The following is a 12,460-nucleotide window of genomic DNA, read 5'->3' as shown; positions in this document are numbered from 1 at the left end:
GAACCCATAACCGTGTGACAAGGAAGTTTCATGACAGCAGCCATGCTCAAGCTCGAAAACCGCGCCGTACTTCGCCTTTCGGGTAGCGAGACAAAGACTTTTCTTCAGGGCCTTGTCACCAATGATGTGATGAAAGTAACAGCCGATGCGGCGCTCTATGCAGGCCTTCTTACCCCGCAGGGAAAATTCCTCTTTGACATGATGATCGTGGCAGATGGGGATGACCTGTTGCTGGATATAGAGGCCGAGCGCAAGCCCGACCTGATGCGCCGCCTGATGATGTATAAGCTGCGCGCAGATGTAACGATTGCAGATGAGACCGACCTCAGCGTTTGGGTCTCCTTTGCCAAGCCCTCATGCGGCGGCGTAGCCTATCAAGACCCAAGACATGAAGAGTTGGGCTGGCGTCTGATTACCAGCAAGACACCAGATGACACAACACTTTCAGCCGCCAAGTATGAGGCTAAACGCTTGACCCTTGGCGTGCCTGACGGCGGCCGGGACATGGAGGTTGAAAAATACTTCTGGCTGGAAACAGATGCCGAACGGCTAAACGGTGTATCCTTCACCAAAGGCTGTTTTGTGGGCCAGGAACTTACTGCCCGAATGAAGCACCGCACCACGCTCAAGAAAAAACTGGTAGCGGTTAAAGCAGAGGGTGGCTCGCTGACCCCGGGGCAAACATTATTGACGCCGGACGGCAAAAACGCGGGCGAAATCCGCACGACAGACGGCACTCATGCCATCGCTTATTTCCGGCTTGAATTTGGCGATACTTCCCTTAATGCTGATGGCGTGCCTGTGCATCTTGCATAACAGGGCCAAAACGGGGGACGACATGACCAAATCAAAAAAACAGCGTGAAAAAGAAGCGAACGCCGCCCATGAGCGTAACAACCTCATTACGCTTGGGCTGGTTGTTGCCGCTGTCCTGATCACATTTTTTGTGCTGGCTGGCTAAGCGATCGGCAGTGTTTTCTGCGGATGAAAGCCGCCTGCGTGCCCCATGAAGGGCGGGTGAATATTATAGCCCAGCAATTCCTGCATCACTGTCGGCATTTCTGCTACCGTCTCTTTCGGGATAGAGAGGAAGAAGTTTTCCTGCGTACGCGCCCATGAAGCGCAATATTGCGGGAAGAGCCCGAGCCGGGCGCCATCGGTTTTATTGCCGCCCGCCCGGTGCCACAGGTTCCCAAGGAAGATCAGCACAGAGCCACGCGGCATCTCGGCCTTGATGATCTCTGCATTCTCGGGCGAATGCCAACCATCTCCCTGCCCCGGCTCATGCCGATGAAAAGCATCCTGAAGTTCCAGCACCCCTTCCGGTTTTTCGCCTTCCCCCCATTTATGGCTGTGGGGGATGAGTTCCGTCGCGCCATTGTCGGCGGTGAAATCATCCATCGCCCATATGGCGCCCACAGAGAAAGCCGGGCGCGGGCGTGGCAGCGGATAGAAGCCGTCGTCCACATGAAAGGCTTGCGGTTGTTCGCCCGGCAGCACATTTGCAGCCAGTGCTGCCGTCACAAGACAGTCATCCCACAACAAGGGCTTGATGATCTTGAGCAAATCCTCATGCATGAAAAACGGCCATAAGGCAGGGCCATATTTGGGTAGGCTGTAGATACGCTGGGTTTTAAACCCTTCAAACTGATTGCGACCTGTGCGCTGCTCCGCAAAAATGGGGTCGAGAATATCCCGCGCGGCCTGAACGCCAGCTTCCGGCATCAGGTTTTCGATGATGAAATACCCACGGTCCTTGATGGTCTCGATAATATGCTGATGGTCCATACTCGCCTCCCAGTCGTTATGTGAGAGTAGTGCATGGCCCGCAAAAGAAAAGCCCCGCGAGTGCGGGGCTTTGGTCTCTAGTCTTTAAGCGCTGCCTGTGCGGCTGCCAGGCGGGCGATCGGCACCCGGTAAGGCGAGCAGGATACATAATCAAGCCCCGTCCGGTGGCAGAACTCAACGCTCGCCGGGTCACCGCCGTGTTCACCGCATATACCGAGCTTCAGGTCAGGCTTGGTGGAGCGGCCGCGCTCTGCGCCAATCTCAACCAGTTCACCCACACCTTCCTGATCGATAGAGACAAACGGGTCCTGCGCAAAAATATCCTGCTTCACATACTGATCGAGGAAGCGGGCCGCATCGTCCCGGCTGATGCCGATGGTGGTTTGCGTGAGGTCGTTGGTGCCAAAGCTGAAGAAATCTGCCGCAACAGCGATATGGTCAGCCCGCAATGCAGCGCGCGGAAGCTCAATCATAGTGCCCACAAGATATTCAACCCTGTGGTCCTGCTCGGTGAACACTTCCTCAGCCACCGCTTCCACATGACGGCGAAGCGTCTCAAGCTCCGCCCGTGTAGCAACAAGCGGGATCATGATCTCAGGCACAACAGTTTCACCGCCCTCTTTTTCAACCGCGATAGCAGCTTCAAAGATTGCGCGGGCCTGCATCTCATAAATTTCCGGGTATGTGATGCCAAGGCGGCACCCCCGGTGGCCCAGCATCGGGTTGAACTCATGCAGCTCAGCCGCGCGGCGCTGCAGCACCTTCACGTCAGCACCGATCGACTTGGCCACATCCTCAAACTCATCTTCCTCACGCGGCAAAAACTCATGAAGCGGCGGGTCAAGCAGGCGGATCGTTACCGGCAGACCACGCATGATTTTGAAAATCTCTTCAAAGTCACTGCGCTGCATAGGGAGCAGCTTCGCGAGCGCAGAGCGGCGGCCTGCGATATCTTCCGCGAGGATCATCTCGCGCACCGCAACAATGCGCTCCCCCTCAAAGAACATATGCTCAGTACGGCAAAGGCCGATGCCTTCCGCGCCAAACTCACGCGCAGTGCGCGTATCATGGGGTGTATCAGCGTTGGTGCGCACCTTCAGTTTGCGGTAGCGGTCAGCCCAAGTCATGAGCGTGCCAAAATCGCCCGCCAGTTCAGGCTGCAAGGTTTTCACCTCACCCACCATCACTTCGCCGGAAGCGCCGTCAATGGTGATCCAATCACCTTCCTTGACCTCTCGGCCTACAGCAGTCATCACACCCGCCTTACTGTCGATACGGAGCTGGCCCGCGCCCGATACACAAGGGCGCCCCATGCCGCGCGCCACCACAGCCGCGTGGCTTGTCATACCGCCACGGGCCGTCAGGATGCCTTTGGCCGCGTGCATGCCGTGAATATCTTCCGGGCTGGTTTCAACCCGGCAAAGGATCACCGCTTTGCCCTCTTTGGCCAGCGCTTCGGCTGTGTCAGCGTCAAACACCACTTCACCTGCTGCGGCGCCCGGTGACGCAGGCAAACCACGGGTAAAAATGTCTCGCGGCGCATCAGGGTCCAGTGTCGGGTGCAAAAGCTGGTCAAGCGCGCTTGGCTCAACACGAAGCACGGCTGTTTTTTCGTCAATCAGGCCTTCGGCTGCCATATCAACAGCGATTTTGAGCGCTGCTTTGGCTGTGCGCTTGCCCGCGCGGGTTTGCAGCATCCAGAGTTTGCCGCGCTGTACGGTAAACTCAATGTCCTGCATGTCGCGGTAGTGACGCTCAAGCTTGTCAAAAACATCTGCGAGCTGCGCGAACACTTCCGGCATGCTTTCTTCCATGGACGGTGCTGTCGCACCGGCGGCCTCACGCGCCGCTTTGGTCAGGTTTTGCGGCGTGCGAATACCCGCCACAACATCCTCGCCCTGCGCATCGATCAGATATTCGCCGTAATATTCATTCGCGCCCGTGGACGGGTCACGGGTAAAGGCAACACCCGTTGCCGATGTGTCGCCCATGTTGCCAAATACCATGGCCTGCACGTTTACGGCCGTGCCCCAGTCTTCTGGAATATTGTTGATCTTGCGGTATACTTTCGCGCGGTCAATCTGCCAGCTGGAGAACACAGCCCCAATTGCACCCCAAAGCTGCTCTTTTGCATCCTGCGGGAACGGGCGACCCAGCTCTTCCTCGGTTTTGGCTTTAAACTGGCTCGCAATTTCCTGCCAGTCGTCAGCATCCAGTTCGGTATCAAGATCAACACCCTTTTCTTCTTTATGAAGCTCAATCAGCTCCTCAAAGTGATAGTGATCAACACCCAAAACCACGTCTGAGTACATCTGAATGAAGCGGCGATAGCTATCCCATGCGAAACGCGGGTTACCGCTTTGTTTCGCCAGCCCTTCAACGGTTTTGTCGTTGAGACCAAGGTTGAGGACCGTGTCCATCATGCCGGGCATGGAAACCCGGGCGCCAGAGCGAACGGAAACCAGAAGCGGGTTTTCTTCATCGCCAAACTTGGCCCCAACGCTTTTTTCAATGGCAACGATAGCCTGATTAACTTCGCTCTCAAGCGTATCAGGGTATGAATGGCCGTTGGCGTAATAATATGTGCAGACCTCGGTGGTGATGGTCAGACCCGGAGGAACCGGAAGCCCCAATGAGGCCATCTCCGCCAAGTTGGCGCCTTTGCCACCCAAAAGGTTTTTCATGTCGGCACGCCCTTCAGCAGCACCGTCGCCAAATCGATATACCCATTTGCTCATGTTAAGCAGTCCTTTACCGCACCACTTAGTCCCCTTGGTGGCACTGAGTTAGGTCTTTAAACTGGGCCGTTGTGTTTTCTGTTGGTCCAGTACGTTCAGTTTTAGCCTTCAATCAGGCTGAAGTCGGCGACGGTATTCACCGCCGACCGGATTGCACTTAAAAGCGCGAGACGGTTCGCCCGCAGTGCCGCGTCGTCGGCATTCACGGTAACCTTGTCAAAAAATGCATCGATGGGTGCGCGCAGCTTCGAGAGCGCCGCCATGGCCGCTTCAAAATCTTCATCCTCAAGGGCTGTCTCAGCGTCGGCAACTGCGGATGTGAGCGCCTCCGCAAGAGCTTTCTCTTCCGCATCAACCAGTACAGCTTCGTCAACCGCTTGGTCAAATGTGCGGCTGTCCTTCTTCTCTTCAATACGGAGGATGTTGGCCGCGCGCTTATAACCCGCAAGCAGGTTCGCGCCGTCATCCGTATCAAGGAAAGCCGAGAGCGCAGACACGCGCGCGAGCACGCGCACGAGATCATCGTCGCCTTTTGCAAAAACCGCATCGATAAGGTCATGCCGCACGCCAAGGTCGCGCTGTTGAACCTTCAGGCGGTCCGCAAAGAACGGCAGCAGATGCTCTTCAATCGTTGCTGAAACATGATTGAGGATCGCTTCGTCACGGTCCCCGCCTTCTTCAACGCTTATCTGAAGGCCGAGGTACGGCTTCAGTGGTTTGGCGGCATTGAGAAGTGTCTCCGCGAGCTCAAGACGAATACCGTTTTCTGTAATCAGTCGGATGATGCCAAGCGCTGCACGGCGAAGCGCATAAGGATCTTTGGAACCTGTTGGCCGCTTATCAATGGCGAAGAAACCAACCAGTGTGTCGATCTTTTCAGCCAATGCCACTGCAACAGAGACCGGCGCGCTTGGGCATTCATCATTGGGGCCTGCGGGCGCATAGTGGTCCCGCACCGCGTCCGCAACGGCATCGCTTTCACCTTGGGCGTTGGCGTAGTAGCGGCCCATAACGCCCTGAACCTCAGGGAACTCAAACACCATGCCGGAGACAAGGTCCGCTTTGGCCAGCATTGCGGCACGATCGGCCTCCGCTGCGTCGCAGTCAGGGATAAACTGCGCCAGATGCTGCGCAAGTGACCGCATACGCGCCACACGGTCAGAAACCCGGCCAAGTTCAATATGGAAGACGATATCTTCAAGCGCAGCCAGGTTATCTTCCAGCTTGTGCTTCAGATCCTGATCCCAGAAAAACTTGGCGTCAGACAGCCGCGCTGTGAGCACGCGCTCATTCCCCGCAGTTACAATCTGGCCACCGTCTGTTGGCTCAATATTCGCGGTGAAGATAAATTTGTTTGCGAGTTTCCCGGTTGAAGGGTCACGCGTTACAAAATACTTCTGGTCCTTCCGCATGGTCAGGATCAGAACTTCCTCAGGCACGCTAAGGAAGACGGGGTCAAACGACCCCATCATTGGCACCGGCCACTCAACAAGCCCAGCGACCTCATTGATAAGGCCTTGGTCTTTAACAAGCTCAAGCCCTGCGGCACTCGCAAGCGTTTGCGCGGTGTCATGGATCAAGGTTGCGCGGCGCGCAGGATCAAGGATCACTTTATGATCAAGCAGCTTCTGTTTGTAGTCGGAGAAATCCGATACATCAAAACTTTCAGGTGCCATAAACCGATGGCCAAAAGTGACGCTATTGAACCTAAAGTTCTGGAACTTATCCAACTTTGGTAACGCCCCCGCACCTTTATACGGAGCAACCTGCACATCAATAAGCTCGCCCTCAACGACTTCACCATCAAAGACACATAGAATATTCCGCAGCGGACGCACCCATTTATGGCTGAAGGAACCCCACCGTTGTGACTTCGGCCAAGGGAAGTTGCGGATGGTTGCTTCAAGAGCCTCCGCAATCACCTCGCTTGTAGCCCGGCCTTTTTTCTCGATAACCGCATAGAGGAAAGTGCCTTTTGCTTCTTCCCGTTCTTCACATTCGTGACGTGCGACCTTTGCACCGCGCAGAAAGCCTTCAATCGCTTTTTCTGGCGCGTCTGTACGTGGCCCACGGCGTTCTTCGCGCACATCCGGCGTGCTAACAGGCAAACCGGAAACGCTCAGCACCAGCCGCTGAGGTGTGGCAAAAGCCTGGGCGTTATCAAAGCTCAATCCGGCTGCCTTGAAGGCGTCGCCCATCATGCGCGTGAGGTCTTCAGACGCCTTGGCTTGCATGCCAGCCGGGATTTCTTCGGAGAATAATTCGATAAGGAGATCAGCCATGACTTATACCTCCCACCCGTTTTTCTTGATCCACGCAGCACAGCAACCTTTAGCAAGGTCTCGTACCCGCCCGATGTAGGCCTGTCGTTCCGTTACCGAAATGACCCCACGTGCGTCCAGCAGGTTGAAGGTATGGCTTGCGCGGATGCACTGTTCATAGGCAGGGAGCGGCAACTCAGCTTCAAGAAGTGCCGCGCACTCATCCTGCGCTTTTTTGAAATCATCAAACAGTTTGTCAGTATTTGAGAATTCAAAGTTATAGGCTGATTGCTGACGTTCATTCTCAAGGAACACATCGCCATAGGTCGCGCCCGCGCCGTTGAAATCCAGATCATAGACGTTATCAACGCCTTGTACGAACATGGCCAAGCGCTCAAGCCCATAGGTAAGCTCACCGGAGACAGGCTTACAGTCAAACCCGCCCATCTGCTGGAAGTAAGTATATTGGCTTACCTCCATACCGTCACACCAAACCTCCCAGCCAAGGCCCCATGCGCCAAGGGTTGGGCTTTCCCAGTCATCTTCCACAAAACGGAAATCATGCAGACTGCTATCAAGACCAATCGCCTTAAGGCTGCCCAGGTAAAGTTCCTGCATATTGGCAGGGCTTGGTTTGAGGATGACCTGAAACTGATAATAATGCTGCAGGCGGTTCGGGTTTTCACCGTACCGGCCATCGGTCGGGCGGCGGCATGGCTGCACAAAAGCTGCGTTCCAACTATCTGGCCCCAGCGCCCTCAAGGTCGTCGCGGTATGAAAAGTACCCGCCCCCATTTCCATGTCATACGGCTGCAGGATCAAACAGCCCTGCTCTGCCCAGTAATTCTGGAGTGTCAGAATGATGTTCTGGAACGGCATTCCGCCGGTTTTGGGGGATGACATTATTGTTGACCAACTCTTAAATGGGCGAATCTGTTACTCAAAATTATTGCGCGCAACGTAACGGTCAGGCCAGCACCGGTCAAGCAAGAGAATGCTTGTTATTCGGTAAGAACAATTGGCGCACCTTTGGTCACGACAAAAGTGTGCTCAAACTGCGCACCAAAACCACCATTGGCGAGACGCAGCGTCCATCCGTCCATATCTTCCGCGTAGGTCCGGCTTTTGGTGGCGAGGAACGGCTCGATCGTCATGACCTGACCTTCCTGCAACTTCTGACGGTTGCTGGATTGATAGATGTTGGAGACGGTGGGTTCTTCATGAATCCACGCCCCGACACCGTGACCATTCAGGCCTTCAATAATATGGTAGCCGTATTTCTTGGCTTCTTTTTCCACCGCTTTTCCAATTGCGTTCAGCGGCTGGCCCGCACGTGCGGCAAACATGGCTTTGCGCTGCGCTGCTTTGGTGGCTTCAAGAAGTTTCTTCAATTCAGGCGCAATTTCACCAACCGGGAAGCTCGCGCCAGTATCGCCAAAAAAACCGTCCTTCTCGGCCGATACATCGATATTCACCAGTTCACCTTCTTTCAGAGGTATATCGCTGGGGATACCATGCGCAATGGCGGTACCAACAGAAATGCAGGTGTAGCCCGGGAAATCATAAGCAAGCATAGGGGCGGACTGTGCGCCTCTTTCTTTCATCATTTTCTCGGCAATAGCATCCAGCTCGCGAGGTGTAACACCCGGTTTTATAGCGGCCCCCATCGCACGCAGGATGTCACGGCAAATACCGCCAATTTCCTTGAGCTTCTCAAGCTGCTCTGGACCGTCAACCGTCATATCTCACCTTTTTCACGAATACGTTCATGGTGCTGGATCACTTCCCTGATCACGAACTGCAGAAATTTCTCGCTGAACTCCGGGTCCAGATTGGCCGACTTGGCAAGCTCACGCAGCCGCTCAATTTGCCGCTGTTCCCGCCCGGGATCGGCGGGAGGCAGGTCATGCTCTTTTTTATAAAAGCCAACCGCCTTGGTTATCTTAAATCGTTCCGCCAACATAAATACGAGGGCAGCATCAATATTGTCGATACTTTCCCGGTACGCTGTCAACTGGGCCTCATGGGTTTGCGCTTCCGTCACGCGGTCCTCCGTCACCTTCATCTATAGTCCAAACCGGTTCCAGAAGAGCCGTTCTTCAATAGCCGATAGCATACCTTGCGGTAAGTCGGCCATCGTGTTGCTCTCTCCGCCGTCGCCCATACTGCGGCCAAGGCCTAGCAGTGCAGAGAAACGAGGTTTACGTTCACCAATCAGGCGCAACCGAACTTTCTTGCCAAACCGGTCCCGAAGCACTGTCCGTATGTCACCGATACCATCAATGAGACCCATTTTGACAGCATCGTTGCCTGTGAACACATCCCCGGAAAAAATGCGCGCCCTCAGCCCTTTCAGACGCTTGCCCCGGCGATCACGCACCAAGGTTTTGAAATGTTCGTGGATATCAGCTTGGATAGCCTTCAGCCGCTCGACATCTTCTGCCTTTTCTTCAGAGAAAGCATCCAGCATCGCTTTGCTTTCACCTGCAGTGTACAGGCGCCGTTCTATACCGAGCTTCTTGATTGCCTCCGTGAAACCAAAACCGCTGGAGATCACCCCAATGCTCCCGATAATGGAAGACTCGTTGGCGTAAATCTCATCACCCGCGAGCGCGAGCATATAGCCCCCTGATGCCGCCACATCTTCAGCAAACACGAGGACAGGTATGTCTTTTTCCCGCGCCAGCGCCCGTATGCGCCCCGTAATGAGTGCTGACTGAACAGGCGAACCACCTGGTGAGTTTACCTGCAGCGCAACTGCCGCCACACCCGGCATTGAAAAGGCCTGCTCAAGCTGCCCCGCAACAGAGGCCATATTGATACCACCACGAAACCGTTTGCCAGCCGCAATCACACCATAAAGCCGAACCACAGCCACTTTGGGCGGTGGATCACCAAATAAGGTACACCGGAGGGTGTAAATCAGTTTTGAAAGTTTTCGTTGCATCTGGCGGCTTTGCTTTCGTTTCGCCCTCAATAACGGCTTTATCGTTGTCGTGCAAAACCTTTCAGGTCCAGCGCAGCACCATCCCGCAAAATAGCCTCTGCCTCACGGGTGTAGCGGGCAACCTCACCATGTAGTGCCAGACCAGGCAATATGCTTGCGGCACCATGCACCCCTTTGCGGCCCTGAATGATGACGCGTTTTGCTGGCGCCCCAAACCGTGGCCACAGCGGCATGATCTTCAACTCCCCCACCCGCCGGTGCAAATGCGCGATCACCTCATCCACTCGGTCAGCCCGGTAGATGATGGAAACTGTTCCCCTGTTTTTCACTACGTGGATGCAGAACTTTATCCAGTCCGACAGCGCAGCGGACGAATCCATGTGCGCGAGGCCCTTACTCTCCACCGGTGGCCTGATCCCCCGTCCATCGGCCAAATAAGGCGGGTTCACCATCACATGGTCGAAGGTTGCTTCGCCAATATCCCTACTAGTGATACACCCTTTCGCAACCTGCACCTGTTCGCCGAGCTGGTTGTGATCAATATTCCGCTGCGCAAAGGCCAGCATATCGTCCTGAATATCTAAACCAAAAACCTGCACACCGGGCACCCGGCGCGCGAGGCAAAGCGCCGCGCCAGCTGAGCCCACACCACCTTCAATCACACGTTCACCAGCTTTCGCGGGGACAGACGCCGCCAGCATCACCGTGTCCATCGACACCCGGTACCCATCTTTGGGTTGAATAAGCTTGATAGCGCCACCCAAAAAATCATCCACCGTAACGGCTTGGCCTTGTGCCTCACCCGCAGTGATTGTGCCTTCCTCTAGTGTCGCCTGCTGTGTCATGGGGCCGATACCGCCTAGTTCACGTTTTATTCATTTATCATGGGCAATTGTACGTGGAATTTATCTGCGGTCAAATGACACACGTGTGGCGGCTATGCCTTGCCTTCACTTAACCACGGCGGTATTGTCCGCCAACAAAAAATAACACAAGCAGCGTCGAGGTCACCATGCCAACCAATGTCGTCCCTATTCACGGTCGCCGCAAAGCGGATACAACCGAAAACCCCATCAAGGTCCTGCAAGGCCTTGTGGCCGACGACATGAACCTTGTGAACGAGCTAATTCTCGATCGCATGCAGAGCCCAGTGGCGCTTATCCCTGAGCTTGCAGGCCATTTGATCTCATCCGGCGGCAAGCGCCTGCGCCCCATGCTGACGCTCGCATCAGCCCAGATGATTGGCTATGAGGGCAAGCGGCATATCGGCCTTGCAACCGCGGTTGAATTTATCCACACCGCCACTCTTCTGCACGATGATGTGGTGGATGAAAGCAACATGCGGCGCGGTAAAAAAACCGCTAACCTCATCTGGGGCAATCAGCCAACGGTGCTGGTGGGTGACTTTCTGTTCAGCCGTGCATTTGAGCTGATGGTTGAAAGCGATTCGCTTCGGGTCCTTAAAATTCTCTCCAACACCTCGGCTGTTATTACAGAGGGCGAGGTCCTTCAACTCACCACAGCAAATGACCTGAGCACGCCTGAAGAGAAATACCTTGAGGTGATCACCGCAAAAACAGCGGTGCTTTTTGCTGCGGCCTGTGAGGTGGCTGGTGTGGTTTCAGACCAAGGGCGCGAGGTAGAAGAAGCACTGGACGCTTACGGCAAATATCTCGGTATCGCGTTCCAGCTTGTGGATGATGCGCTCGATTATTCTGCGGTACAGGCCACCTTGGGTAAAGAAATTGGCGATGACTTCCGCGAAGGCAAGGTTACGCTTCCGGTTATCCTTGCCTTCCGTCGCGGGTCAGATGAAGAAAAAGCCTTCTGGAAACGCACAGTGGAACGCCGACGGCAAGAAGATGGTGATCTTGAGAAAGCCATCCGTCTGCTTGGCCAACATGATACGCTGAACGGAACGATTGACCGCGCGCGTCACTACGGCGCCATGGCCAAAGACGCGCTCGCGATCTTCAAGGATCATCCGGCTAAAACCGCACTTCTTGATATCGTCGATTTCTGTATAGACCGCGCCTACTAGGCTTGGTGCTTCGCGCCCAGAATTTCGGCAACCCTCGCTTGAAGGGTGGGTAATACCCTCTCCTCAAACCAATCGTTTTTCTTGAGCCAGATATTATTGCGCGGGCTTGGGTGCGGCAACAGAAGCGCATCTGGCAACTGACCCTCAAACTGCTTCACGGCTTCTGTAAGTGAGACTGCCTTCAGTTCTGGCAGGTGCCAGTCTTTCGCGTATGCACCTATCACAAGCGTAAGGTGAAGATTTGGCATCAGCTCCAGCATTGCCTGTCGCCATTTTGGCGCGCACTCTGGCCTTGGCGGAAGATCACCTGAACGGCCGCGCCCAGGATAACAAAAGCCCATGGGTAAGATGGCCACACGCTTGGCGTCATAAAACACGTCTCGATTAATGCCCATCCAGTCTCTCAGCCGGTCACCGCTCGCATCGTCAAACGGCACACCGCTGGCATGAACCTTGGTGCCAGGCGCCTGCCCCGCCACCAGTATTCGCGCGTTCGTATGCACTTGAAACACAGGCCGTGGGCCAAGTGCCAAGTGATCGGCACAGATCCGGCAGCCGCGCGCATCTCTGCTCAATTGATCGAGTGTGTTTTCCATTCCCACATCCCCTCAGCGCATAGCTAGCCCGCTCTGCCAGTAACGATCAAATCACATCTGGTTTCCCAAGGACCGAACCTTTGCCCTAA

Annotated in this window: 12 protein-coding genes; 3 read left to right on the top strand and 9 right to left on the bottom strand. The window is 55.0% G+C overall.

Translation table 11 applies throughout. The features are described from left to right. Positions 1–30 precede the first annotated feature (30 nt). Positions 31–816: a YgfZ/GcvT domain-containing protein gene (locus ACN0XZ_RS15240; RefSeq protein WP_417458653.1), complete on the top strand. Its 786-nt coding sequence runs from the start codon at positions 31–33 to the stop codon at positions 814–816. A gap of 22 nt (positions 817–838) precedes the next feature. After that, on the top strand, positions 839–961 hold the full coding sequence (locus tag ACN0XZ_RS15235) for a hypothetical protein (protein ID WP_417458652.1): 123 nt from the start codon (positions 839–841) through the stop codon (positions 959–961). Here the strand turns inward: ACN0XZ_RS15235 and ACN0XZ_RS15230 are convergent. From ACN0XZ_RS15230 to ACN0XZ_RS15195, 8 genes are all read right to left on the bottom strand, one after another. Continuing rightward, positions 958–1,788 carry a phytanoyl-CoA dioxygenase family protein gene (locus ACN0XZ_RS15230; protein WP_417458651.1) on the bottom strand — a complete coding sequence of 277 codons (831 nt, stop codon included), beginning with the start codon at positions 1,786–1,788 and terminating at the stop codon, positions 958–960. The two genes, ACN0XZ_RS15235 and ACN0XZ_RS15230, sit on opposite strands and share 4 nt — an antisense overlap. 77 nt (positions 1,789–1,865) lie before the next feature. After that, complete coding sequence (gene ppdK, locus ACN0XZ_RS15225; RefSeq protein WP_417458650.1) at positions 1,866–4,526, bottom strand: pyruvate, phosphate dikinase; 2,661 nt, start codon at positions 4,524–4,526, stop codon at positions 1,866–1,868. 101 nt (positions 4,527–4,627) lie between these two features. Beyond that, positions 4,628–6,808: a glycine--tRNA ligase subunit beta gene (gene glyS / locus ACN0XZ_RS15220; RefSeq protein WP_417458649.1), complete on the bottom strand. Its 2,181-nt coding sequence runs from the start codon at positions 6,806–6,808 to the stop codon at positions 4,628–4,630. 3 nt (positions 6,809–6,811) lie between these two features. Then, positions 6,812–7,690, bottom strand: a complete 879-nt coding sequence (locus ACN0XZ_RS15215; protein ID WP_417458648.1) for a glycine--tRNA ligase subunit alpha — start codon at positions 7,688–7,690, stop codon at positions 6,812–6,814. Between the two features lie 98 nt (positions 7,691–7,788). Further along, a complete protein-coding gene (map, locus tag ACN0XZ_RS15210; RefSeq protein ID WP_417458647.1) occupies positions 7,789–8,529 on the bottom strand; it encodes a type I methionyl aminopeptidase in 741 nt (246 codons plus the stop codon). Further along, positions 8,526–8,852: a chorismate mutase gene (locus ACN0XZ_RS15205; protein WP_417458646.1), complete on the bottom strand. Its 327-nt coding sequence runs from the start codon at positions 8,850–8,852 to the stop codon at positions 8,526–8,528. Before ACN0XZ_RS15205 ends, map begins: the two co-directional genes overlap by 4 nt. Further along, positions 8,853–9,734, bottom strand: a complete 882-nt coding sequence (locus tag ACN0XZ_RS15200; RefSeq protein ID WP_417458645.1) for a S49 family peptidase — start codon at positions 9,732–9,734, stop codon at positions 8,853–8,855. 38 nt (positions 9,735–9,772) lie between these two features. Continuing rightward, positions 9,773–10,579, bottom strand: a complete 807-nt coding sequence (locus tag ACN0XZ_RS15195; protein ID WP_417458644.1) for a tRNA1(Val) (adenine(37)-N6)-methyltransferase — start codon at positions 10,577–10,579, stop codon at positions 9,773–9,775. Positions 10,580–10,746: 167 nt separating this feature from the next. Here ACN0XZ_RS15195 and ACN0XZ_RS15190 point away from each other — a divergent pair, with 167 nt between their 5' ends. Further along, positions 10,747–11,775, top strand: a complete 1,029-nt coding sequence (locus tag ACN0XZ_RS15190; protein WP_417458643.1) for a polyprenyl synthetase family protein — start codon at positions 10,747–10,749, stop codon at positions 11,773–11,775. Here the strand turns inward: ACN0XZ_RS15190 and ACN0XZ_RS15185 are convergent. Continuing rightward, a complete protein-coding gene (locus tag ACN0XZ_RS15185; protein WP_417458642.1) occupies positions 11,772–12,371 on the bottom strand; it encodes a uracil-DNA glycosylase family protein in 600 nt (199 codons plus the stop codon). The two genes, ACN0XZ_RS15190 and ACN0XZ_RS15185, sit on opposite strands and share 4 nt — an antisense overlap. Positions 12,372–12,460 lie beyond the last annotated feature (89 nt).

The sequence above is a fragment of the Kordiimonas sp. genome (genome assembly GCF_048264555.1).
Taxonomy (GTDB): domain Bacteria; phylum Pseudomonadota; class Alphaproteobacteria; order Sphingomonadales; family Kordiimonadaceae; genus Kordiimonas.
The sequence above is the reverse complement of the archived record's forward strand: the minus strand, read 5'-3'. Positions and strand labels throughout refer to the sequence as shown.

Bases quoted from the DNA above. Each gene is read 5' to 3' on its own strand.
- ACN0XZ_RS15230 (WP_417458651.1), bottom strand. From the start codon at position 1,788: ATGGACCATCAGCATATTATCGAGACCATCAAGGACCGTGGGTATTTC.
- ACN0XZ_RS15235 (WP_417458652.1), top strand. From the start codon at position 839: ATGACCAAATCAAAAAAACAGCGTGAAAAAGAAGCGAACGCCGCCCAT.
- ACN0XZ_RS15185 (WP_417458642.1), bottom strand. From the start codon at position 12,371: ATGGAAAACACACTCGATCAATTGAGCAGAGATGCGCGCGGCTGCCGG.
- ACN0XZ_RS15205 (WP_417458646.1), bottom strand. From the start codon at position 8,852: ATGAAGGTGACGGAGGACCGCGTGACGGAAGCGCAAACCCATGAGGCC.
- glyS (WP_417458649.1), bottom strand. From the start codon at position 6,808: ATGGCTGATCTCCTTATCGAATTATTCTCCGAAGAAATCCCGGCTGGC.
- ACN0XZ_RS15200 (WP_417458645.1), bottom strand. From the start codon at position 9,734: ATGCAACGAAAACTTTCAAAACTGATTTACACCCTCCGGTGTACCTTA.
- ACN0XZ_RS15215 (WP_417458648.1), bottom strand. From the start codon at position 7,690: ATGTCATCCCCCAAAACCGGCGGAATGCCGTTCCAGAACATCATTCTG.
- map (WP_417458647.1), bottom strand. From the start codon at position 8,529: ATGACGGTTGACGGTCCAGAGCAGCTTGAGAAGCTCAAGGAAATTGGC.
- ACN0XZ_RS15240 (WP_417458653.1), top strand. From the start codon at position 31: ATGACAGCAGCCATGCTCAAGCTCGAAAACCGCGCCGTACTTCGCCTT.
- ppdK (WP_417458650.1), bottom strand. From the start codon at position 4,526: ATGAGCAAATGGGTATATCGATTTGGCGACGGTGCTGCTGAAGGGCGT.
- ACN0XZ_RS15190 (WP_417458643.1), top strand. From the start codon at position 10,747: ATGCCAACCAATGTCGTCCCTATTCACGGTCGCCGCAAAGCGGATACA.
- ACN0XZ_RS15195 (WP_417458644.1), bottom strand. From the start codon at position 10,579: ATGACACAGCAGGCGACACTAGAGGAAGGCACAATCACTGCGGGTGAG.